This is a genomic window from Streptomyces neyagawaensis (assembly GCF_023516595.1).
Taxonomy (GTDB): domain Bacteria; phylum Actinomycetota; class Actinomycetes; order Streptomycetales; family Streptomycetaceae; genus Streptomyces; species Streptomyces neyagawaensis.
The window spans coordinates 134,510-157,160 of sequence record NZ_JAMGBG010000053.1 but is presented as its reverse complement, the minus strand read 5'-3'; the positions used below and the strand labels follow the sequence as shown (position 1 = coordinate 157,160).

Below are 22,651 nucleotides of genomic sequence, written 5' to 3'. Positions count from 1 at the left end.
CGCCGGGCAGGGTGCCGGCGGGGGCGCGGATCTCGGCGGGGAAGTTCGGCAGGGTTGACAGGTCGTTGCCGAACGAGGCGGTCTCGGAGGTGAAACGGTCACCGGTGAGCTGCATACCGTCACCGGAATCACCCGCGAACCGAATGATCACCCGATCGAGGCGGCGGACGTCCTTGGTCCCCGCCGGCTTGCGCTGTTCCCCCAGTTCTCCGAGAACGGCCTCGTCGGCCTGCTCCGCTGGGCTGCTGACCTGGCTGGTCACTGAACTTGACCTCCCTTGAGGCGGCTGTCCGGGAACGACCGTCCCAGCGGCCATCCCGAGACCAACCCTACGTCGGTGCTGCGGACCTTCCCTTGACCGTTCGACTGTTCGACGAGCTTTTTTCGACCCCGCGCCGACCTCGTCCCACCCACCCCGCACACCCGCTGAACTGCCACAGAAGACGCTCCCCCGGAAGTGGCGGTTCTAGTACTGACGGGTCGGGCGCTTCGGGGGAAAGGGGGCGGGCGGCTGGTGTTCGGGGGGTGAGCGGGGGCGGTACGGGGGACCCGTACGGGCGGCCCCGTCACGAATTCAGATACGTGAGGACCGCCAGCACCCGCCGGTGGTCCCCGTCGCTCGGGGACAGCCCGAGCTTCAGGAAGATATTGCTGACGTGCTTCTCGACGGCACCGTCACTCACCACCAGCTGCCGGGCGATCGCGGAATTGGTGCGCCCCTCCGCCATCAGCCCCAGCACCTCGCGCTCCCTCGGCGTGAGCCCCGCCAGCACGTCCTGCTTGCGGCTGCGCCCGAGCAGCTGCGCCACCACCTCGGGGTCGAGCGCCGTCCCCCCGCCGGCCACCCGCACCACCGCGTCGACGAACTCCCGCACATCCGCCACCCGGTCCTTCAGCAGATAGCCGACGCCCCGGCTGGACCCGGCGAGCAGCTCGGTGGCGTACCGCTCCTCCACGTACTGCGACAGCACGAGCACACCCAGCCGCGGATGCTGCTTGCGCAACTGCACGGCCGCCCGGACGCCCTCATCGGTGTGGGTCGGCGGCATGCGCACATCGGCGACGACGACATCGGGCAGCTCCCCCTGCGCCGCGAACTCACCGATCGTCTTGATCAACGCGTTGCCGTCCCCGACCCCCGCGACGACCTCGTGCCCCCGGTCGGTCAGCAGCCGGGTGAGGCCCTCCCGCAACAGCACCGAATCCTCGGCGATGACCACCCGCACCTTGTCCTCCACGATCCCGTCCCCCCGCAAGCCCGGAGCCGGCCGTCATCCTGGCCCACCCACCCGACGGCCCCAGCATCCCAGCATCCCGGTCCCCCCACGCCACCCCGACACCCTCGCGGGTAAGAACCCCGCCATGTCTTGGCTGGTTACCGCCGCCGCGACGGGACGCCGCCACCGCCGCCGCGACAGGGACGCCCCCGCCGCCACGACACGGCGAAGCGCGTCCGGAGCATCGGCTCCGGACGCGCCCCTGGTGGTCCCGCCCCCCTGCCGCCGAACGTCACGCCCCCGCAGCCGGGGCCCCGAGGCTCACGCCCGCCAGGGCAGCTCCGCGGTGACCCGGGTGGGTCCGCCCGCCGGTGAGTCCACGACCAGCACCCCGTCGACGGCCCCCAGCCGCTCCGCAAGCCCGGCGAGCCCCGAGCCCGCCCCGACGTCGGCGCCGCCCATCCCGTCGTCGGTGACCTGGAGCATCAGCCGGCCCTCGACCTTCCACACATCCACCACCGCCCGGGAGGCGCCCGCGTGCTTGCTGACGTTCTGCAGCAGCTCGGACACCGTGAAGTAGACGATCCCCTCGATCGCCGGCACCGGCCGCGCCGGCAGATCCACCTCCACCACCACCGGCACCGCGCACCGGGCGGCCACCGCGGACAGCGCCGCGTCCAGGCCCCGGTCGGTCAGCACCGCCGGATGGATGCCCCGCGCCAGGTCCCGCAGTTCCCGCAGCGCCGTCTTCACCTCACCGTGCGCGGAGTCCACCATCCGCGCCGCCTCCTGCGGATCCTCGGTCAGCTTCTCCCGCGCCACACCCAGATCCATCGCCAGCGCGACCAGCCGCGCCTGCGCACCGTCGTGCAGATCCCGCTCGATGCGCCGCAGATCGGCCGCCGCCGCGTCCACCACGACCCCCCGGTCCGACTCCAGCTCCACCACCCGCGCCCCCAGCCGGGACGGGCCGAGCAACGCGGTCACCATCACCCGGTCCACCATCGTCAGGCCCCGCACGATCCACGGCGTGGCCATCGTGAACAGCAGCCCCACCAGCGCGGTCACGGTCACCTCGAACGCGTTGTCGAGGTACACGGCGTGCCCCTCGTCCCCGTACAGCTGCACCCCGTCCTGCCCGACCCACATCGGGAAGACCCAGAACCACAGCGGATACGTCAGCATCGCCCACCCGTACGCCCAGAAGTTCAGGGCGACCACGAAGGAGAACAGCGACCACGGGAACTGCACCACCGCGTACAGCAGCTGCCGCCACGACGACCCGCTGCGCAGGACGGCACCCATCCACGCCAGCGCCCCCCGCTTGCGCGGCCGCAACGGCTCCGGCGCGGCCACCTCCACCCCGAGCAGCGCCCGCGCCCGCGCCCGCTCCATCGCCCCGAGCCCCCGGCACCCGGCGAGCCCCGCCGCCAGCACCGGCACCCCGAGGAACGTGACCAGCAGCCCCACCCCGACGGACAGCATCGTCACCGCGTACGTGAACATCAGCACGCCGATCGGGAAGCCGAGCATCACATAGCCGAACTCCCGCCAGCTGCGCCCCTCGAACGGCGCCCGCAGCCCCGCCGGCAGCCGATGCCGCCGCTCGGCCACGGCCGCCTCGTCCCAGCCGCCGTACCCCTGCCCATACGCGGATTCCATAGCCGCCACTCCTCCTCACCCACACTCCGACCGGAGCGCGCCACCACCTGGCGTACTCCCACACTCCCCGCCCCCGGCCTCCCGGACCATCCAGCCCGTCGGCGTCCGGTTCCTGGGGTTAACCCCACCCCTCGCTCTCACCCCTGGGCCTCACCCCTGGAGGCCACTCATGGAGCCCACTCATGGAGCCCACCCCGCCTACCGGTTCCGCCAGGGCAGTTCCGCCGTGATCGTCGTGGGGCCGCCCACCGGGGAATCGACCATGAAGAGACCGTCGACCGCGCCCAGCCGCTCCGCGAGACCGGCGATGCCCGAGCCGCCGTCGACGCTCGCGCCGCCGCGCCCGTCGTCCCACACCTGGATCAGCAGCCGGTCGTCGGACCGCCAGACGTCCACGGCCGCGGACCGCGCCCCGCTGTGCTTGCTGACGTTCTGGAGCAGCTCCGAGACGGTGAAGTAGGCGATCCCCTCGATCGCCGCCGCGGGCCGCGCCGGGAGATCGACCGTCACCTTCACCGGAGCGGTGCACCGCGAGGCCACCGAGGACAGCGCCGCGTCCAGGCCCCGGTCGGTCAGCACCGCCGGATGGATGCCCCGTGCCAGATCCCGAAGCTCCTGGAGTGCCAGCTTCACCTCGCCGTGCGCCTCCGCCACCATCGAGGCCACGGCGTCGTCGGCCTGGCCCTCCAGCAGCTTCTCCTTCGCCAGCCCGAGCCCCATCGCCAGGTTCACCAGCCGTGCCTGCGCCCCGTCGTGCAGATCCCGCTCGATGCGCCGCAGATCGGCCGCCGCCGTGTCCACCACGACGCCCCGGTCCGACTCCAGCTCCGCGATCCGCCGCTCCAGCTCGTCCGACGGCGACAGCAGTGCCCGCACCATCGCCCGGTCCGCGTTCGCCAGCCCCCGCACGATGAACGGCAGCACCGGCCACGCCACGAACAACCCCGTGAGGGTGATCGTGAACGTCGCGATCCCCCACGGCAGCCGGATCAGCTCGTACAGCATCGAACGCCAGCCGACCGGGTCCTTCACACTCATCCACACCTGCGCGACGAACCCGTCCGCGCCGCCCCGCATCGGCAGCGGACTCGGCTCGTCCACCGTCACGTCGAGCAGCGCCCGCGCCCGTATCCGCTCCAGCTTGCCCAGCTGACGCGCCCCCAGCAGCGCGGCCGCGAGCAGCGGGAATCCGATCACCGTCAGCGTCAGGAAGGCACTGGTGAACAGCACCGTCGTCACGAAGGTGAACCCGATCAGCGACAGCGGCAGATTCGTCAGCAGATGCGCGATCTCCTTCCACGTGTGCGCCTCGAACGCGAGCCGCGCGGGCGGCAGCGGTTCGGACGGCGTGCGGCTGGAGGGCAACGGGCGCCCCGACGGCCGTCCACGGCCGGCCGAGGGAAAAGGAGAAAGGGGCTCGGTCATGGCCACAGCCTGCCCGCCGACGCCCCACCGGCGCCATGAGGCGAACCGCCCGGCCCCCCTGGGGAAAACCCCACCCACCCCGCCGAGGCCCCCGGCCGACCGCCCTGCCCCCTGTCGCCCCGGCCCGTCGCCCCGACCCGGTGGCTCCGTCGCCCCTGTCCGGTGGTCCTGCCGCCCCGGCCCGGCGGCATCGTCGCCCCGGTCCGGAGGTCCCGTCGCCCCGGTCCGGTGGTCCCATCTCCCCGACCGGGCCGTCGCCTTGGCCCCGCACGGCCGCCGCCACCGCCCGGCGCACGGACCCCCAGGTCACGGCCCTGCGCATGCCGAGCTGTGACGGGCTGCTTACGGTCTCTTTAGCAGGGCCTAGACTCCCGTGCGTACAGATCGTCGAACAGCGGCGTATGTATGGCGTACGGAGCGCGTACGTACAGGTCGCCAGGTGAGGGAACGAGGGGCGGACGTGCCGGAACCGACCGTCGCCGTCGCGGCGGAGTACGTCGTGGCGGCGGACTACTTCCAGTCCTACTCGGTGGTCGGACTGCTCGCCGCCGTGGGCGTGCTCTTCGTGGCCATCGCCTTCGGCGCGGGACGCCTGCTGCGCCCCGAGGTCCCCACCCGGGAGAAGCTCCTCACGTACGAGTGCGGCGTCGACCCCGTCGGCGAGCACTGGGCCCACACCCAGGTCCGCTACTACGTGTACGCCTTCCTCTACGTCATCTTCGCCATCGACTCGATCTTCCTCTTCCCCTGGGCGACCGTCTTCGCCGACGACGGCTACGGCGCGACCACGCTGGTGGAGATGTTCGTCTTCCTCGGCTTCCTCGCCGTCGGCCTGCTCTACGCATACAAGAAGGGGGTCCTGGCATGGACGTGAAGCCGGAAACGACCACCCCGCAGCCCGTGTCCCTCCCGGAGCCGAAGCGGCTGGGCGCCCTCGCCCGTCTCGCCCCCGAGCCGATGAAGGTGATCCTCAACTGGGGCCGCCGCTACTCCCTCTGGGTCTTCAACTTCGGCCTGGCCTGCTGCGCGATCGAGTTCATCGCCGCGTCGATGGCCCGCCACGACTTCATCCGCCTCGGTGTCATCCCCTTCGCGCCGGGCCCCCGCCAGGCCGACCTGATGGTCGTGTCCGGCACGGTCACGGACAAGATGGCCCCGGCCGTGAAGCGCCTCTACGAGCAGATGCCGGAACCGAAGTACGTCATCTCCTTCGGCGCCTGCTCCAACTGCGGCGGCCCCTACTGGGACTCCTACTCGGTGACCAAGGGCGTCGACCAGATCATCCCCGTCGACGTCTACGTCCCCGGCTGCCCACCCCGCCCCGAGGCCCTTCTCCAGGGCATCCTGAAACTCCAGGAGAAGATCGCGAGGGAGTCCCTGGGGGAGCGGTACGGCAACGGAACGGACGCCGCCGCCGGGGGCACCGTGTCCTCCACCACCGCCGAGGGTCCGACGCCGGCCCCCGCCCGCCCGTCACCGGCGGCTCTCCAGAGCGGTCTGGTGAAGCCCCCGGCCCCGCCGGCCGGCACCGGCACGCCCGACAGCTCCACCGGGGAGGGGGACCGTTGACCGGCTGGCTCCCCGCCCCCGTCGAGGAACTCTTCGGCGCCGACGCCACCGCCGAGGAGTCCTACGACGTCCTGACCGTGGACGTCCCCTCCGCCTCCTGGATCGAGGCCCTGAGCACCGCCCGCACCACCCTGGGCTGCACCTACTTCGACTGGCTGAGCGCGGTCGACGAACCCGGCACCGGCTTCCGGGTCTCCGCCCATGTCGTGGCCCTGGCCCCGGTCCGCCGCCTCCTCGTCCGCACCACCGTCCCGCACGCGTCCCCGGTGCTGCCCACCGCCGTGGACGTCTACGCCGGTGCCGCCTGGCACGAGCGCGAGACCCACGAGATGTTCGGCGTCCGCTTCGAGGGCCACCCCGGCCTGGACCACCTCCTCCTCCCCGAGAACTTCGAGGGCCACCCGCTCCGCAAGGACTTCGTCCTGGCCGCCCGCGTCGCCAAGGCATGGCCCGGCGCCAAGGAGCCCGGCGAGTCCGAGCACGGCGGCCCCAAGCGCCGCCAGATGCTCCCGCCCGGCGTCCCCGACCCCAACGAGTGGGGCCCCCTCAAGGGCCAACTCCCCCCGGCCCCGACCCGCCCCACCCGAGCCGCCGGAGACCGCCCGGCCCGCGCCGCCGCCGGGGACCGCCCCGCCCGACCCGCGGCCGACCGCCCCGTACGCCGCACCCGTACGGCCTCCCAGGGCTCGGCGAGCCAGACGCCCGCCGAGGCGACGCCGACAGCGACTCCGGACGCCTCGGAGACCCCGGCCGCCCCGGCCGCACCCACCCCTTCGACGCCTCCGCGTCGTAGCCGTACGGCGGCGCAGGGCTCGGCGAGCCAGGTCGCCGCCGAGCCGTCGTCGGAACCCGAGGCACCGCCCGCTCCCACGACGCCGCGCCGCGCCCGTACCGCCTCCGGCGGCTCGGCGAGCCGGCGCACCCCGTCGACCGACGCTCCCGGCGAGCCCCCGGCGCAGAGCCGACCCGCCCGCAGCGCCGACGCCCCATGGCACCACGCCCGCCCGGCCTTCGAGGAGCCGAAGCCGGAAGCGGAGCGCGCCCCGACGGAGCCAAAGCCCACGCCGGAGCCGGAGCCGGAGCCGGAGCCGCAGGCCGAGCCCGTGGCCCGGCCCAAGCAGGAGGCCCAGCCCTCGAAGCCGGAGGCCGAACCACCGGCGGAGTCGGCGCCCGCGCCCGAGGCGGGACTCGCGCCCGAGGCGGGACTCGCGCCCGAGGCGGGACTCGCGCCCGAGGCGGCGCCCGCGCCCGAGGTCGAACCCGCTCCCGCTCCCGCTCCCGCTCCCGCTCCCGAGGCTGCGCCCGACGCCAAGACCGACCCGGCGCCCGGGACCGACCCGGCGTCCGGGACCGACCCGGCGTCCGGGACCGAACCGGCGTCCGGGACCGAACCGGCGTCCGGGACCGAACCCGAGGCGGAGCCGTCCGCGTTCCCCGGCACTACCGACGGTGGCCGCGCCCCCGCCCACGGGAGCGAGACGCCCGCCGAAGAAACCGCGGACGAAACCCCCGCTCCCGAGCCTGCCCCCACCCCCGAACCCCCAGCTACCGAACCCCCCACCACCCCCGAACCCCCCGCAGGAGGCCCGCGGTGAACGACGCCCTCGACGTCGCCCTGCGACTCCTGCTCGTCTTCGTCGTCTTCCTCACCTTCCCCCTGATCATCGGTCAGACGGAACACAAGGTGATGGCCCACATGCAGGGCCGCCTCGGCCCCATGTACGCCGGCGGCTTCCACGGCTGGGCCCAGCTCGTCGCCGACGGTGTGAAGTTCGCCCAGAAGGAAGACGTCGTCCCGGCCGGCGCGGACCGCCGTATCTTCCAGCTCGCCCCGGCCGTCGCCCTCCTCCCGTACCTCCTCGTCCTCCTCGCCATCCCCATCGGCCCCGGCGAGGGCGCCGTCGGCGAGGTCATCGACGCGGGCATCTTCTTCGTCCTCGCCGTGATGGGCGTCGGCGTGCTCGGCTCCCTCATGGCCGGCTGGGCCTCCGCGAACAAGTTCTCCCTCCTCGGCGGCCTCCGCACCGCCGCCCAGCTCCTCGCCTACGAACTCCCGATGCTGCTGACGGCCGCCTCGGTGGCGATGGCGGCCGGCACGGTCTCCCTCGTCGGCATCCTCGACGCGTTCCAGTGGTGGTGGCTCCCCTGGCAGATCGTCGGCGCGATCGTCTTCTTCGTCGCCGGCCTCGCCGAACTCCAGCGCCCGCCGTTCGACATGCCCGTCGCCGACTCGGAGATCATCTTCGGTGCCTACACCGAGTACACCGGCCTCCGCTTCGCCCTGTTCCTCCTCGCCGAGTACGCCGGCATCGTCGTCCTGTGCGGCCTGACCACCGTCCTCTTCCTCGGCGGCTGGCACGGCCCCTGGGGCGCCGACGGCCTCGGCTGGGTCTGGACCCTGCTGAAGACCGCCGTCCTCGCCTTCCTCGTCATCTGGCTCCGCGTCACCTACCCCCGACTGCGCGAGGACCAGCTGCAGAAGCTCTCCTGGACCCTCCTCGTCCCCCTGTCCCTCGCCCAGATCGCCCTCACCGGCGTCGTCAAGGTGGTGATCCAGTAACCATGGCTGAGTCCCTCCCGCCCACCCGGCCCCGCATCCCCGGTAGTGGTCTCGCCAAGGGCCTGGCCGTCACCCTCCGCACGATGACGCGGAAGACGGTCACCGAGCAGTACCCGGATGTCCAGCCGGAACTCCCGCCCCGCACCCGCGGCGTCATCGGCCTCTTCGAGGAGAACTGCACCGTCTGCATGCTCTGCGCCCGGGAGTGCCCGGACTGGTGCATCTACATCGACTCCCACAAGGAGACCGTCCCGCCCGCCGCCCCCGGCGGCCGCGAGCGCAGCCGCAACGTCCTCGACCGCTTCGCCATCGACTTCTCCCTCTGCATGTACTGCGGTATCTGCATCGAGGTCTGCCCCTTCGACGCCCTCTTCTGGTCGCCCGAGTTCGAGTACGCGGAGACCGACATCCGCGAACTCACCCACGAGCGCGACAAGCTCCGCGAGTGGATGTGGACGGTCCCGGCTCCGCCCGCCCTCGACCCCGGCGCCGAAGAACCCAAGGAACTCGCCGCCGCCCGCAAGACCGCCGAAAAGCTCGCCGCCACCCAGCAAGCCGAACAGGCCCAACAGGCCCAACAGGCCCAACAGGCCCAACAGGCCCAACAGGCCCAACAGGCCCAACAGGCAGGGCAAGCGGGGCAGGCCGAGCAGGCCGGTTCGGACGAGCGGGCCGAGCCGCACCGGCCGGGGGAGGGGAACGCATGAGCGTCACCGCCACCGCCACCGTCGCCCTCGCCGCCACGCACCACCACCCCTCCCTGGCCGCCGTCGAGACCCGCGGCTTCCTCTCGCCGACCGGCGTCGAGATCGCCTTCCTCCTCGTCGGCCTGGTCACCTTCGGCGCCGCGATCGTCACCGTCACCACCCGCCAGCTGGTGCACGCCGCCCTCTGGCTGGTCGTGGCGCTCGGCGGTCTCGCCGTCGAGTACCTGCTGCTCACCGCCGAGTTCATCGCCTGGGTCCAGGTCCTCATCTACGTCGGCTCCGTCGTCGTGCTCCTCCTGTTCGGGCTGATGCTCACCAGGGCCCCGATCGGCCGTTCCCCGGACGCCGACTCCGGCAACCGCTGGGCCGCCCTCACCGTGGCCGTCGCCGCTGCCGCCGCCCTCGTCTGGGTCGTCGTCGACGCCTTCCGCGCCACGTGGATCGACCTCGACGGCCCCGCCGCCGGCTCGACCAAGATCACCGGCGAAAGCCTCTTCCAGAACTGGGTCCTCCCCTTCGAGGCCCTCTCCGTCCTCCTCCTCGCCGCCCTGGTCGGCGCGATCGTCCTCTCCCGCAAGGCCAACCAGGAGCCCGACGAACGGAAGACCCCCACCGCGGCCACGGGAACCACCCCAGCCACCGGGCCCACCCTGGCCACCGCCCCGGCGACGGCGCCCCCCGCGGCCGACGCGACCGTGCCGAAACCGGCACCCGCCCCAGCTGAGGAACCCGCCCCGGCCGAGGAACCCTCCCCGGCCGACGCACCCGCCGCCCCTGCCGCAGCCGCCGCCCCCGACCCGTCCGAGGGAGGGCTCCGCTGATGCACCTCGCCTATCCCGTCGTGCTCTCCGCCCTCCTCTTCTGCACGGGCCTGTACGGCGTCCTCGCCCGCCGCAACGCGATCCTGGTCCTGATGTCCGTCGAGCTGATGCTCAACGCCGTCAACCTCAACCTCGTCGCCTTCGACGTCTGGCTCAGCAAGGCCACCGAGGAAACCCTCCACTCCGGCCAGGCGCTGACCCTGTTCACCATCACCATCGCCGCCGCGGAGATCGGCATCGGCCTGGCCATCGTCCTCGCCGTCCACCGCAACCGCGGCACCGCCGACATCGACAAGCTCCGCGACACCGCCGAGCGCCCCGAGCGGAGCGAGAAGGCCGAGGCCAGCGCGTGACCACGACCACCCTCGCCGTCCTCGTCCCCCTCCTCCCGTTCCTCGGCGCCGCCGCCGGCCTGCTCCTCGGCCGCACCGCCCCCGGCTTCGTCCGCCCCCTCGCCGTACTCCCGACCCTCACGGCCTTCGCCCTGGCCGTCCTGGTCGCCGTACGCCAGGGCGGCGACAGCCCGGTCGTCGCCTCCACGCGACTCACCCCGACCGGCTCGGTCCCCATCGACCTCGCCCTGTACATCGACGGCTTCGCCGCCCTCGTCGCCGTGGTGGTCGGCCTGGTCGCCACCTGCGTGCAGATCTACTCCACGGGCTATCTGCGCGACGACCCCCGCTACCCGTCGTACGCCGCCCTCGTCTCCCTCTTCACCTCCGCGATGCTCCTCGTCGTCTACTCCGGCGACCTGATGGTGCTGCTGGTCGGCTGGGAGATCATGGGCATCTGCTCCTACTTCCTGGTCGGCCACTACTGGGAGACCCCGGAGGCCCGCGCCGCCTCCCTCAAGGCTTTCCTCGTCACCAAGCTCGGTGACGTCCCCTTCCTGATCGGTCTGTTCGCGCTCGCCTCGGACGCCGGGTCGTTCCGCATCACCCGGATCCTCGACACCGTCACCGACGGCGGCCTCGACCACCCGACGCTGATCGCCCTGCTGCTCCTCGCCGGGGTGGCCGGCAAGTCCGCGCAGTTCCCCCTCCACACCTGGCTGCCCGACGCGATGGCCGGCCCGACGCCCGTCTCCGCGCTGATCCACGCCGCGACGATGGTCGCCGCCGGTGTCTACTTCATCGCCCGTCTCCTCCCGGTCTTCGCCGCCTCCTCGGCGGCCCTGGTCGTCCTCGCCGTGATGGCCGCCGTCACCATGGCCGGCTCGGCCCTCGCCGCCCTCGCCCAGGACGACATCAAACGCGTCCTCGCCTATTCGACGATCGGCCAGCTCGGCTACATGACCGGCGCCCTCGCCGTCGGCGACCGCGGCGCCGCCGTCTTCCACCTCATCTCCCACGGCGCCTTCAAGGCGCTGCTGTTCCTCGCCGCCGGCGTGATCATCCACGCCGCCGGCACCAACTCCCTGGCCGCCATGTCCCGCATGAGCAACCTCCGCGCCCGCGTCCCCGACGCCTACTGGACGATGACCGTGGCGCTCCTCGCCCTCGCCGCGATCCCGCCCTTCAGCGGCTTCTTCTCCAAGGAGTCCGTCCTCGGCGCCGCCGAGACCGCCGCCGAGGGCCACGCCGAGCACATCCCCGGCGCCGCCGGCTGGACCGTCCTCGTCGCCGGCCTGCTCACGGCCCTCCTCACCGCCGCGTACGCCGCCCGCCTGTGGCTGCGCACCTTCCGCGGCCAGGGCGACGAAGCCCCCGACCACGGCCGCCAGCCCCTCAGCATGACCGTGGTCCTCTGGGTGCTCGCCATCCCGTCCCTCGCCCTCGGCGGACTCGCCTACGGCACCCTCCCCGACTGGTTCGACGGCGACGACCTGGCCCCGACCCTCACCACGTCCGTCCTCGGCACCGGCCTCGCCCTCACGGGCGGCCTCGTGACATACGCGGCCTGGCGCTACACCACGGCCCTGGCCCGCACCCCGCTCGGCGCGGTAGCCGCCCACCCCGAGGCGGACGCCGCGACCGTCGAGGCGGAGGCCATCGCGAGCCACGCGCCCGCCTACGGGGACGTGGCCTCGGCACCCGACCCGACGGACCCCTCCCGGGTCCTGCTCGGCCCGCTGCACCGCCACGCCGCCGTCGGCTTCCACCTCGACGCCGTGTACGAGACCCTCTTCGTCCGCCCCGTCCAGGCCGGCGCACGACTCGTCCGGTTCCTCGACCGCGAGGTCGTCGACACCTACGTACGCGGCGCGGGCGCCCTGCCCCGCCTGCTCGGCGCGGCCGTACGGCGGGCGCAGACCGGCAATGTGCAGACCTATGTGAGCGCGCTGCTCGCCGGCACCGTCGTCCTGGTGGTCGCCGCCCTTCTCGTCGCCACGGGAGCGTGAGCAGGCGTGATCGATATCAACGAGTCCGTGATGCAGGTCCTTCTGGCGTTCGTCGTCGTCGGCCCGCTGATCGGCGCCGCCGCCGCTCTCCTGCCCGCCCCCCCGGGGCTGAAGGGGAAGTCACCCGAGCAGGCCGTGCTCCGCCACGGCGTCACCGTGACCGGCGTGGTGCTCATCGCCGCGATCGCCCTCGCGCTCGGCTTCGACCACGACCATCCGTCGAAGATGCAGGCCAGCACCGACATCAGCTGGATCCCCGCACTCGACGTGCGCATCCACCTCGGCATCGACGGCATCTCCCTCCCCCTCCTGGTCCTGACCGCGCTGCTGACCTTCCTCTGCGCGCTCTACTCGTACTTCAAGCTGCCCTCGGGCCCGTCCCCGAAGGCGTTCGTCGCCCTGCTGCTCGTCCTCGAGTCCGGCACCCTCGCGACCTTCGCCGTCCTCGACCTGCTGCTGTTCTTCCTCGCGTTCGAGATGGTGCTCATCCCGATGTACTTCCTCATCGCCCGCTGGGGCGGTGAGCAACGCACGCAGGCCGCTTGGAAGTTCATCCTCTACACCCTGCTCGGTTCCGTGGTCATGCTGCTCGGCCTGCTCCTGATCGGACTCAGGGCGGGCACATTCGACATGGTGGCACTCACCACTGACAATCACCCCGAACTGACCACATCCGTGCAGGTCATCGCCGTTCTGACGATCGGGATCGGGCTCGCGGTGAAGACCCCGATGTGGCCGCTGCACAGCTGGCTGCCGGACGCCCACACCGCCGCCCCGACCGTCGGCTCGGTCCTGCTGGCCGGCGTCCTGCTGAAGATGGGCACGTACGGGTTCGTCCGCATCCTGCTGCCGATCACCCCCGACGGCTTCCGCACCTTCGCGCCGTACCTCGCCGCCTTCGCGGTCGTCGGCATCATCTACGGGTCCCTCGCCTGCCTCGCTCTCGCCAGGCCGGGCGCGAAGGGCGACCTCAAGCGCCTCATCGCGTACTCCTCCGTCGGCCACATGGGCTTCGTGCTCCTCGGCATCGCGACGATGACCCCGACCGGAGTGAACGGCGCCCTGTTCGCCAACATCGCCCACGGCCTCATCACCGGCCTGCTGTTCTTCCTCGTCGGCGCCCTCAAGGACCGCACCGGCACCACCGACCTCGACAGCCTCGCCCAGGAGTCCGGTGCCGCTCTCTACGGCAGGGCGCCGCGCCTCGGCGGCCTGCTCGCGTTCGGCGCCGTCGCCTCCCTCGGACTGCCCGGCCTCGCCGGGTTCTGGGGCGAGATGCTCGCCCTGTTCGGCGCGTTCCGGCCCGCCGACGGCCTCAGCCGCCCGGCCTTCCTCACCTTCATGGCGATCGGTGCGTTCGGCACACTCCTCACCGCCGCGTACATGCTGATCGTGGTCCGCCGCGTCTGCATGGGCGGCGCCCCGCAGGAGGGGCCACGGCTCGCCGACGTACAGACGTACGAGTTCGCGGCCTGGACCCCGCTCGTCGCCCTCACCGTCCTCGCCGGTCTCTGGCCCGCGGCCCTCCTCGGCCTGACCGACCCGGCCGTGCAGCAGCTCCTCGCAGGAGGCACCCGATGAGCTCCCTGGCCCTGACGACGGCCTCCCAGTCGGCCCGGCCGCTGGCCGAGTCCGTCGTCCAGTCCGTCGACTGGCTCGCCGTCGCGCCGCCCACGATCGCCGCCGTCGTCGGCCTCGCCGTGCTCGTCGCGGACCTCTTCGTGGACGACACGAAGAAGGCCCTGCTCGGCTGGACGTCGGTGGCGGGCCTCGCCCTGTCCCTGCTGGCCCTGGTGCCCCTCCTGGACGGCGACCGCGCCACCTTCTGCCTGAGCGGCAGCCCGGACGTGTGCAGCTACACCGCCGACCGCTTCACCCTCGTCATCCAGTTCATGGTGCTCGGCGGCGCCCTCCTTGCCGCCCTGCTGTCGATGACGGCCCTGAAGGACAACCGCAGGGAACTGCCCGCCGGGGAGTTCTGGTTCCTGCTCCTGTCGTCCGCCGCGGGCGCCGCCCTCCTGCCCGCCGCCCGCGACCTCGCCACCCTCGTCGTCGCCCTGGAGGTCGCCTCGCTGCCCGCGTTCGCCCTGGTCGGCATCCGCCACGGCGACAAGAGGTCCTCCGAAGCGGCCCTGAAGTTCTTCCTGTCGTCCGTCACCGCGACCGCCGTCAGCCTCCTCGGCATCAGCTTCATCTACGCCACCACCGGCACCCTCTACCTCACCCAGATCGCCGACCGCGTCCAGAACGTCGACGGCCAGCTCCACACCGTCACCCAGACCGGCGTCGTCCTCACCCTCATCGGTTTCGCCTTCAAGACGGCCGCCGTACCGTTCCACTTCTGGGTCCCCGACACCTATGTCGGCGCCCCCCTCCCGGTGGCCGCCTACCTGTCGGTCGTCGGCAAGGCGGTCGGCTTCTCCGGACTCATCCTCGTCACCGTCGTCGCCCTGCCGTCGTACGCCGACGTCTGGGGGCCCGCCCTCGCCGCGCTGGCCGCCCTCACCATGACCGTCGGCAACGTCGGCGCCCTCAGACAGCGCTCCACGCGCGCGTACAGCGCGGTCCGGCTGCTCGCCTGGTCCTCCGTCGGCCAGGCCGGCTACCTCCTGGTGCCGATCGCGGCCGCCGCCTACACCGACGACGCCGAGCGGGCCATCGGCTCCACCGTCGCCTACGCGCTGATGTACGCGGCCGTGAACCTCGGCGCCTTCGCCGTGGCCGCCCTCGTCGGCCGCACCAGGACCCTCAACCGCGTCAGCGACTACCGCGGCCTCTACGCGTCGAGCCCCCTGACCGCGCTGCTGCTGGGCTTCTTCCTGCTCTGCCTCGCCGGACTGCCGCCGGGCATCATCGGCCTGTTCGCCAAGGTCACCGTCTTCTCGGTGGCCGTCGACGCGGGCCTCGGCTGGCTCGCCGTCGTCATGGCCGTCAACGTCGTGATCGCGCTCTTCTACTACCTCCAGTGGACCGCGCTGCTGTTCCGCGCCCCCGAGGGCGAACCCGAGCCGCACCGCGTCCCCGCCCCGCTCACCCTCGCGATCGCCCTCACCGGAATCGTCGGCATCGCCCTCTCCGGAGCCCCCCAGCTGATCCTCCGCTTCGCCGACACCGCCCTCTTCTAGAGCCCTCCCAGAGCCGGTCGACCCGACAGGCACAGCCCCTTTGGCACCCGGCACGCACGCGTGGGCACTCGATGCCCCGTACACGCGTGCGTGCCTTGGCGTCCGGCCGTCACCCGGACGGCCCCGCCCGGGCCCGCGCGCACAAGGGAACTAGTGCTCTCCGCCTGGCGTTGACCAGTAAGGGAGGGTCCACTGAGAGGTGGAGTCAGCAGCGACAGCAGGCAAAGGGTTCCCCTGCCGCACGACTTGGAGGGCGTACCGTGCACCGCCGGCACAACGGGCTCAGGACCGCCGTACTCCTCGGCGCACTGTCCGCCCTCATCATCGTCATAGGCAGCCTCTTCGGCCGGACGGGCCTGATCATCGCGGTCGTCGTCGCCCTCGGCACGAACGCCTACGCCTACTGGAACAGCGACAAGCTGGCTCTACGCGCGATGCGCGCCCGCCCGGTCAGCGAGTTCGAGGCCCCCGCCCTGTACCGCATGGTCCGCGAGCTCTCCACGCAGGCGAGGCAGCCCATGCCCCGCCTGTACATCTCCCCGACCGACGCCCCGAACGCCTTCGCGACGGGCCGCAACCCGCGCAACGCGGCCGTGTGCTGCACGGACGGCATCCTCCGCCTCCTCGACGAACGGGAGCTGCGCGGTGTCATCGGCCACGAGTTGAGCCATGTCTACAACCGCGACATCCTGATCTCATCGGTCGCGGGAGCCCTCGCCTCCGTGATCATGTTCCTGGTCAACTTCGCCTGGCTGATCCCCATCGGCCGCTCCGACGACGATGACGGTCCCGGTCTCCTCGGGATACTGCTGATCATGATTCTGGGCCCGCTCGCCGCCGGCCTCATCCAGCTCGCGATCAGCCGGTCCAGGGAGTACGAGGCGGACGCCTCCGGAGCCCAGCTCACCGGCGACCCGCTGGCCCTCGCCGCCGCCCTGCGCAAGCTCGAAACGGGCACCAAACAGCTCCCGCTGCCCCCCGAACCCCGTATCGAGACGGCGAGCCACATGATGATCGCGAACCCGTTCCGACCCGGTCAGGGCTTCTCGAAGATGTTCTCCACGCACCCGCCCATGGCCGAACGCATCGCCCGACTCGAGAAGATGGCAGGTCGCCCCCAGTGAAGACGATCCTCAACATCATCTGGCTCATCCTCAGCGGCTTCTGGCTCTTCCTCGGCTACGTGGTCGCGGGACTCCTCCTCTGCATCACGATCATCGGCATCCCCTTCGGCATCGCCGCGTTCCGCATCGGCGTCTACGCCCTGTGGCCCTTCGGGTACACGACGATCGAGCGCCGTGACGCGGGCGCGCCCTCGTGCGTCGGCAACGTCCTGTGGCTGGTCCTGGCGGGCTGGTGGCTCGCGCTGACCCACATCTTCACGGGCCTGGCGCTCTGCATCACGATCATCGGCATCCCGTTCGGCATCGCCAACTTCAAGCTCGTCCCGCTCTCCCTGATGCCCCTGGGCCGCGAGATCATCTCCACGGACGAGCCCTTCGCCGGACGCTACTGACCCACGCTGCCGCGGCGGTGCCACCACCGCCGCACGAAGTAGGCCGCGGCCCCCGCGCCCAGTACGGCGGCGCCCACCGCCACCGACACCCAGGGCAGCGCGAACGCCACGACGACGCAGCCGACAAGCCCCACGACGGGCACGATCCGCGAGACCGGCACGGAACTCAGTGTCCACGCGGACGCGTTGGCGACCGCGTAGTACGCGAGCACGCCGAAGGAGGAGAAGCCGATCGCGCCCCGGACGTCGACGGTCGCGGCCAGCACCGCGACCACCGTGCCGACGGCCAGCTCCGCCCGGTGCGGCACCTGGAACCGGGGGTGCACGGCGGCCAGGACACCCGGCAGATGCCGGTCGCGGGCCATGGCGAGCGTCGTCCGCGAGACCCCCAGGATCAGCGCCAGCAGCGACCCCAGCGCGGCCACCGCCGCACCGACCCGCACCACCGGCACCAGCCCCGGCGCCCCGGCCGCCCGTACCGCGTCGGCCAGCGGGGCCGCCGCCTGCCCGAGACCGCCCGAGCCCAGCACGGTGAGCGCGGCGACCGCGACGGCCGCGTACACCACGAGCGCGATGCCCAGCGCGAGGGGGATCGCACGCGGGATGGTGCGCGCCGGGTCGCGCACCTCCTCGCCCAGGGTCGCGATCCGCGCGTACCCGGCGAACGCGAAGAACAGCAGTCCGGCCGCCTGCAGCACCCCGCCCACGCCGCCCGACGTCCCGATGTCCAGCCGCCCGGCGTCGGAACGGCCGGAGGTGAGGCACACGACGACCACAGCGGCGAGGACCGCCAGCACGACGGCGACGATCACCCGCGTCAGCCAGGCCGACTTCTGGATGCCTCCGTAGTTCACTGCCGTCAGCGCCACCACGGCGGCCACGGCCACGGCGTGCGCCTGTTCCGGCCAGACGTACGCCCCCACGGTGAGCGCCATGGCCGCGCACGAGGCGGTCTTGCCGACGACGAAGGACCAGCCGGCCAGATACCCCCAGAAGGCGCCGAGCCGCTCACGCCCGTACACATAGGTGCCGCCCGAGGCGGGGTAGAGGGCCGCGAGCCGGGCGGAGGACATGGCGTTGCAGTAGGCGACGACGGCCGCGAGCGCGAGACCGAGGAGCAGCCCGGACCCGGCGGCGTGCGCCGCGGGCCCCAGCGCCGCGAAGATGCCCGCGCCGACCATCGATCCGAGGCCGACGACCACCGCGTCACCGACACCGAGCGTGCGCCGCAACGGGGCGGCCGAAACGGGCTGCGTCATGAGCCGCACCCTACTGACCAGCGCAACCACCGGACGTACGGGAGGCGTCTTCCGCATCAACAGAGCACGACGACCGTGCCCGGCACCACGGAACCCTCGGGAACCGCGTACGCGACCGGCGGGATGGACGTGACGGAGACAACACCCGGGCGCGGCACAGGCTCGGCACGAAAGGGCAGGTTCACGGCATGAGCATCATCGGCTGGATCGTTCTGGGGCTGTTGGCCGGCGCCATCGCCAAGTTCCTGCTGCCGGGCCGCGACCCGGGCGGCTTCATCGGTACGACCCTCATCGGCGTCGCGGGAGCGTTCATCGGCGGCTGGATCTCCGCCCGCTGGCTGGACCACCCCATCAGCAAGGACTTCTACGACGGTGCCACCTGGGCGGCCGCGATCGGCGGTTCCCTGGTCCTGCTGATCGCCTACCGCCTGCTGTTCGGCCATTCCCGACGCTGAGCGGCGACCGCGGCCCCTGCGGGTCGTGCACCCGCCGGCCGTCCACCGCGCTGTCGCACTCCGGGTGGGCCCTGGCTCCGGCCGAGGGCCCACCCTCCGGTACGCCCTACCGGTAGTTGACGAACTGGAGCGCGAAGTCGAAGTCCTTGCCCTTCAGCAGGGCGATGACGGACTGCAGGTCGTCACGGCTCTTGGAGCTGACCCGCAGCTCGTCGCCCTGGACCTGTGCCTTGATGCCCTTGGGACCCTCGTCGCGGATGATCTTCGCCACCTTCTTGGCGTTCTCCTGGGAGATGCCCTCCTGGATCTCCGCGAAGATCTTGTACTCCTTGCCGGACAGCTGGGGCTCACCCGCCTCCAGCGCCTTCAGCGAGATGCCCCGCTTGATCAGCTTGGACTGGAAGACGTCGAGGACGGCCTTCACCCGGTCCTCGGAGTTCGCCTCCATCAGGATCTTCTCGCCGGACCACGAGATCGAGGCGCCGACGCCCTTGAAGTCGTAGCGCTGCGAGATCTCCTTGGCGGCCTGGTTGAGGGCGTTGTCGACCTCCTGCCGCTCGACCTTCGAGACGATGTCGAAACTGGAGTCGGCCATGTCCTGTGGCTCCTTGTATCGGGGTATCGGGGGGCGTGTCGGGACCATCGGGTACGTGCCGGCGCGCGCACAGGCGATCGCCGAGCCCGGTGTCAGGTCCCGCGCCGCATCCGGACAAGCCTAGCCACCCAGCCCCCTCCGAGTACTGATCAATCAGGTGGCGAAGCACCCCCACGCATCAGGTATCGTTTACGTCGTCGCCACGGAGCACCGCCGAAAAGCGGTTCGAGGGGCGGCAAATCCCAGGCGGTGTGCCCGAGTGGCCAATGGGAGCGGACTGTAAATCCGTCGGCTTAGCCTACCCAGGTTCGAATCCTGGCGCCGCCACGTGGAGGGAGACCCTCTCCGATCTGTTGAGAAGCGGATCGGAGGGGGTCTCTTCGTTGTGCGCCCGCCCTTGTTCGGGCGGGCGCTGCGGCGACGGCGAGGTGACGTGTTTCACGCGGCGGATACCGCGCGGCTGCGGCCGCCGTTCCCGCTCGTTCCGCCTGGCGTCCCCCTCACTGGAACGGGCAGCCGGGATTCGGGGCGTCCTGGGAGAACGGGGCGCCGTGCGGCAGGACGTAGAGCACCGTGAGCACGAGCGGGACGTCGCCCAGGTTGCGGCCGATGTGGACGTTGCCGGGGCCGGCCGGTTCCCGCAGCGTGCTGCCCTTCGAGTAGACGCCGTCGGAGGCGCACGTCGAGTCGAAGTGGCTGAGGGTGCCCTGCTTCACGTAGCCGTACAGCGGCCCGTCGTGGAAGTGCCAGCCGGTGGCCTGACCGGGCGGCACGGTGATCTCCCGGACGATGTAGTCGGTGTCGCCGACCGTCTTCTGCGCGATCAGCTTCGCCGTGACTCCGGGACCGGGCGGAGTCGCGTGGGCGGTACCGCCGGCCAGGACCGTCGCGGCGACGACCGCACCCGTGGTCGCGGCGCGGAGCGAGGTACGCATGAGGGGGCCTCCAGGCTCGTGTGGGGGCGCGCGATGGCATGCCGTTGCGAACATAGAGGTGGGCAGGGCCAGTTGGGGCTCTCCTCCGCGAATCATTCACGTCCGAGTTCCTCCCCATGCCCCACGTCCCGACGTCCCTCTGTGCCTCCGTCTCTCAGCCCGTCCGTGCCTCCATACCTGCGTGCCCCCGTGCCATGCGCCCTGCCGTGCCGCGGACAGCCGTACGACTCGGCGCGCACGTCACCGGGCACACTGACCCCATGTCATCGCGCCGCAGGAACTGCCCCGAGTGCCGTCGTGAGATCGCCGTCGTGGCCGGACGGTTCGCGCGGCACGACCCGCCGGGCGCGAGCGGGGAACTCGTGTCGTGCCCCGGATCGCGCAGGCAGGCCCAGATCGGGGCGGCCCAGCCCACACTCGACGGATACGCCGTCCCGGAGTTCCCCGGTCAGCTGCCCCTCTTCTGACCGGCCCCGCCGAACGGCCCTCAGTTGCCCGCGACCGACTTCACCGCCACCGAGACCGGCGTCGAACCACTGATCGTCTCCAGGACCAGACCGGCCGTGGCCGGGGTCTCCAGGAGCTCCGCCAGGACCGCGGCCACGTCGTCGCGGGGGATGGACCCGCGCCCCGTGGACGCCTCCAGGCGTACGAGACCGGTGCCGGCGTCGTCCGTCAGCTGACCTGGGCGCAGGATCGTCCAGTCCAGGGCGTCCAGCCCCTGGACGTACGCGTCGGCCTCACCCTTCGCCCGTAGGTACACGTCGAAGATCTCGTCGCCCTCGTGGTCCGGGTCCGCCCCCATCGACGACACCACCAGGTGACGCCGTACACCCGCCTGTACCGCAGCGTCCGCGAACAGGACCGCCGCGTCGCGGTCCACCGTGACCTTGCGGGCCGCGCCGCTGCCCGGGCCGGCGCCCGCCGCGAACACGGCGGCGTCCGCGCCCCGCAGATGCCCGGCGACCTCCTCCACCGAGGCCGACTCCAGATCGCAGTGCACCGGCTCGGCGCCGGTCGCGCGCAGATCGTCGGCGTGCTCGGCGCGGCGGATGAGCCCCGCGACCTCGTACCCGCGCGCGGCGAGCAGCCGCTCCAGCCGCAGCGCGATCTGACCATGTCCTCCAGCGATGACAATGCGCATGTCTCCGACCGTACGCCCGAACGAATGTGTTCGCCGTGCAACCATTCGGGCGCCTCGTGTGTCTCAACAATGTTCGCCGTCTCGGCGAGCGCCGCACACATAGGGGGACGTCATCACCGTCATGCACAAATCCGCCGTACGTACGTCCATGGCGCGCGCGTCCGCCGCCGGGGCGCCCGTCTTCCGCCGCGCGTTCACCGGAGCCGGCTGCGCCGCCGCCGTGCTCGTCACGGTCGCCGCGTGCGGCACCGTCCAGAACCTCAGCGCGGGGCAGAAAGTGGACAACGCCGTCGAGCGGCTCGGCGAGCAGAAGTCGCTGGCGTTCGGCATGCGGCTCGACGCCGACCAGGACGACCTCACCGCGCTGATGGGCGAGGACAGCGAGGAAATGCCGCCGGAGATGGCGGAGTTCCTCACCGGGCTCAGCATCGATGTGACGGTCAAGTCGAAGAAGCCGCTGGCCGACTCCGGGGAGAAGGACCTCGTCGGCGTCGGCATGAAGATCTCGGCCGACAAGAAGGTCTTCACCGAGTACCGGCTCGTCGGCGACTACATGTACTACCGCGTCGACATGGATGCCATGGGCGACGCGATGGGCGTGCCGTTCCCCTCGCCCGACGACGTCGACGAACTCCCCGAGAGCGAGCAGCACCTGAAGCCGCTCTTCGAGGGCGACTGGGTCAAGATCAACACCGACGACCTGGAGAAGGCCGGTGAGGAGGCGGGCGGTTCCGGCTCCGGCGGTTCCGACGAACTCGACGCCAAGACGCAGAAGAAGATCCTCGACGCCGTGCGTGGAGTCATCGCCCGCGAGGTCACCTTCAAGGGCAAGGACGGCAAGGACGGCGCCGAGGTCATCACGGCCAAGGCCAACTTCCGCGAGTTGCTCACCGGCGTCTTCGACAAGCTCCAGCCGCTCGAGGACGACCTCCCGCCGGGCGCCGAACTCCCCACCGCGAAGGACCTGAAGGACGCTCCGAACAAGAAGGTCGCCGTCGACTTCACCATCAAGAACGGTGACCTGACCCGGATCGAGACCGACCTCGCCGTCCTCGCCGAGGACCCGAAGGGCGCCAAGGCCCCCCTGGTCCTCACCTTCGGCAAGGCCGGCGACATCAGCGCCCCCCAGGGCGCCTCCGAGATCCCGGTCGACGACTTCGGCGGCCCTTTGGGCGGCGGAATGCTGGGCGTCTGACACCGACTCGGTCCGACTCGGCCACCACGGGAAGGGCTCTGTCGGCCGAGGCCCGCGCGCACGAACCGGCCGGGCCGACAGCCGACTTGGGGCCGGTGATCAGCGCCGGCCCCGACTCTGGCCCC

Annotated in this window: 22 protein-coding genes, 1 tRNA gene and 1 pseudogene; 16 read left to right on the top strand and 8 right to left on the bottom strand. The window is 71.9% G+C overall.

What is annotated here, in order from left to right:
• From M8J73_RS24310 to M8J73_RS24295, 4 genes and pseudogenes are all read right to left on the bottom strand, one after another.
• Positions 1–262, bottom strand: a pseudogene (locus tag M8J73_RS24310) (2-oxoacid:acceptor oxidoreductase subunit alpha); the annotation flags it as partial.
• 304 nt (positions 263–566) lie between these two features.
• Positions 567–1,226 (bottom strand): response regulator transcription factor, encoded by a 660-nt coding sequence (locus tag M8J73_RS24305; RefSeq protein ID WP_306790937.1) that lies wholly within the window; start codon positions 1,224–1,226, stop codon positions 567–569.
• A gap of 312 nt (positions 1,227–1,538) precedes the next feature.
• On the bottom strand, positions 1,539–2,879 hold the full coding sequence (locus M8J73_RS24300) for a sensor histidine kinase (RefSeq protein ID WP_249829042.1): 1,341 nt from the start codon (positions 2,877–2,879) through the stop codon (positions 1,539–1,541).
• Between the two features lie 198 nt (positions 2,880–3,077).
• Positions 3,078–4,304, bottom strand: a complete 1,227-nt coding sequence (locus M8J73_RS24295) for a sensor histidine kinase (protein ID WP_249829041.1) — start codon at positions 4,302–4,304, stop codon at positions 3,078–3,080.
• A gap of 460 nt (positions 4,305–4,764) precedes the next feature.
• Between M8J73_RS24295 and M8J73_RS24285 the strand changes: the two genes are divergently transcribed.
• The 12 genes from M8J73_RS24285 (at position 4,765) to M8J73_RS24230 (ending at position 16,943) form a co-directional block, all read left to right on the top strand.
• Positions 4,765–5,178 (top strand): NADH-quinone oxidoreductase subunit A, encoded by a 414-nt coding sequence (locus M8J73_RS24285; protein WP_055523485.1) that lies wholly within the window; start codon positions 4,765–4,767, stop codon positions 5,176–5,178.
• A complete protein-coding gene (locus tag M8J73_RS24280; protein ID WP_249829040.1) occupies positions 5,169–5,873 on the top strand; it encodes an NADH-quinone oxidoreductase subunit B in 705 nt (234 codons plus the stop codon). The genes M8J73_RS24285 and M8J73_RS24280 overlap by 10 nt, the downstream gene beginning before the upstream one ends.
• Positions 5,870–7,468, top strand: a complete 1,599-nt coding sequence (locus M8J73_RS24275; protein ID WP_249829039.1) for an NADH-quinone oxidoreductase subunit C — start codon at positions 5,870–5,872, stop codon at positions 7,466–7,468. The genes M8J73_RS24280 and M8J73_RS24275 overlap by 4 nt, the downstream gene beginning before the upstream one ends.
• A complete protein-coding gene (locus M8J73_RS24270; protein WP_249829038.1) occupies positions 7,465–8,433 on the top strand; it encodes a complex I subunit 1/NuoH family protein in 969 nt (322 codons plus the stop codon). Before M8J73_RS24275 ends, M8J73_RS24270 begins: the two co-directional genes overlap by 4 nt.
• A 2-nt stretch (positions 8,434–8,435) precedes the next feature.
• The gene (locus M8J73_RS24265) at positions 8,436–9,140 is read left to right on the top strand and encodes a NuoI/complex I 23 kDa subunit family protein (RefSeq protein WP_249829037.1); all 705 of its coding nucleotides are present in this window, start codon (positions 8,436–8,438) and stop codon (positions 9,138–9,140) included.
• The gene (locus tag M8J73_RS24260) at positions 9,137–9,961 is read left to right on the top strand and encodes an NADH-quinone oxidoreductase subunit J family protein (protein WP_249829036.1); all 825 of its coding nucleotides are present in this window, start codon (positions 9,137–9,139) and stop codon (positions 9,959–9,961) included. The genes M8J73_RS24265 and M8J73_RS24260 overlap by 4 nt, the downstream gene beginning before the upstream one ends.
• Positions 9,961–10,314 carry an NADH-quinone oxidoreductase subunit NuoK gene (gene nuoK / locus M8J73_RS24255; RefSeq protein ID WP_055539382.1) on the top strand — a complete coding sequence of 118 codons (354 nt, stop codon included), beginning with the start codon at positions 9,961–9,963 and terminating at the stop codon, positions 10,312–10,314. The genes M8J73_RS24260 and nuoK overlap by 1 nt, the downstream gene beginning before the upstream one ends.
• Complete coding sequence (locus tag M8J73_RS24250) at positions 10,311–12,302, top strand: NADH-quinone oxidoreductase subunit 5 family protein (protein ID WP_055539383.1); 1,992 nt, start codon at positions 10,311–10,313, stop codon at positions 12,300–12,302. Before nuoK ends, M8J73_RS24250 begins: the two co-directional genes overlap by 4 nt.
• 6 nt (positions 12,303–12,308) lie before the next feature.
• Positions 12,309–13,883 (top strand): complex I subunit 4 family protein, encoded by a 1,575-nt coding sequence (locus tag M8J73_RS24245; RefSeq protein ID WP_055539384.1) that lies wholly within the window; start codon positions 12,309–12,311, stop codon positions 13,881–13,883.
• A complete protein-coding gene (locus tag M8J73_RS24240) occupies positions 13,880–15,427 on the top strand; it encodes an NADH-quinone oxidoreductase subunit N (protein WP_055539385.1) in 1,548 nt (515 codons plus the stop codon). The genes M8J73_RS24245 and M8J73_RS24240 overlap by 4 nt, the downstream gene beginning before the upstream one ends.
• Before the next feature lie 260 nt (positions 15,428–15,687).
• Positions 15,688–16,551, top strand: a complete 864-nt coding sequence (htpX, locus tag M8J73_RS24235) for a zinc metalloprotease HtpX (RefSeq protein ID WP_055539386.1) — start codon at positions 15,688–15,690, stop codon at positions 16,549–16,551.
• Positions 16,548–16,943, top strand: coding sequence for a YccF domain-containing protein (locus M8J73_RS24230; protein ID WP_055519765.1), 396 nt, complete (start codon positions 16,548–16,550; stop codon positions 16,941–16,943). Before htpX ends, M8J73_RS24230 begins: the two co-directional genes overlap by 4 nt.
• Here M8J73_RS24230 and M8J73_RS24225 read toward each other — a convergent pair.
• A complete protein-coding gene (locus tag M8J73_RS24225) occupies positions 16,937–18,202 on the bottom strand; it encodes an APC family permease (RefSeq protein WP_055539387.1) in 1,266 nt (421 codons plus the stop codon). The two genes, M8J73_RS24230 and M8J73_RS24225, sit on opposite strands and share 7 nt — an antisense overlap.
• A 188-nt stretch (positions 18,203–18,390) precedes the next feature.
• On the opposite strand from M8J73_RS24225, the gene M8J73_RS24220 reads away from it, so the two are divergent.
• Positions 18,391–18,657: a GlsB/YeaQ/YmgE family stress response membrane protein gene (locus M8J73_RS24220; protein ID WP_055539388.1), complete on the top strand. Its 267-nt coding sequence runs from the start codon at positions 18,391–18,393 to the stop codon at positions 18,655–18,657.
• Between the two features lie 106 nt (positions 18,658–18,763).
• On the opposite strand, the gene M8J73_RS24215 is transcribed toward M8J73_RS24220, so the two are convergent.
• Positions 18,764–19,252 (bottom strand): YajQ family cyclic di-GMP-binding protein, encoded by a 489-nt coding sequence (locus M8J73_RS24215; RefSeq protein WP_055519719.1) that lies wholly within the window; start codon positions 19,250–19,252, stop codon positions 18,764–18,766.
• A gap of 245 nt (positions 19,253–19,497) precedes the next feature.
• Between M8J73_RS24215 and M8J73_RS24210 the strand changes: the two genes are divergently transcribed.
• A tRNA-Tyr gene (locus tag M8J73_RS24210) sits at positions 19,498–19,579 on the top strand.
• Between the two features lie 173 nt (positions 19,580–19,752).
• On the opposite strand, the gene M8J73_RS24205 is transcribed toward M8J73_RS24210, so the two are convergent.
• Positions 19,753–20,187, bottom strand: a complete 435-nt coding sequence (locus M8J73_RS24205) for a cupin domain-containing protein (protein ID WP_055539389.1) — start codon at positions 20,185–20,187, stop codon at positions 19,753–19,755.
• A gap of 260 nt (positions 20,188–20,447) precedes the next feature.
• On the opposite strand from M8J73_RS24205, the gene M8J73_RS24200 reads away from it, so the two are divergent.
• Entirely contained in the window at positions 20,448–20,654 is a 207-nt protein-coding gene (locus M8J73_RS24200) for a hypothetical protein (RefSeq protein ID WP_055539390.1), read from the top strand.
• A gap of 20 nt (positions 20,655–20,674) precedes the next feature.
• On the opposite strand, the gene M8J73_RS24195 is transcribed toward M8J73_RS24200, so the two are convergent.
• Positions 20,675–21,331: an SDR family oxidoreductase gene (locus M8J73_RS24195; protein WP_055539391.1), complete on the bottom strand. Its 657-nt coding sequence runs from the start codon at positions 21,329–21,331 to the stop codon at positions 20,675–20,677.
• A gap of 121 nt (positions 21,332–21,452) precedes the next feature.
• Between M8J73_RS24195 and M8J73_RS24190 the strand changes: the two genes are divergently transcribed.
• A complete protein-coding gene (locus tag M8J73_RS24190; RefSeq protein WP_240501352.1) occupies positions 21,453–22,526 on the top strand; it encodes a hypothetical protein in 1,074 nt (357 codons plus the stop codon).
• Positions 22,527–22,651: the final 125 nt, after the last annotated feature.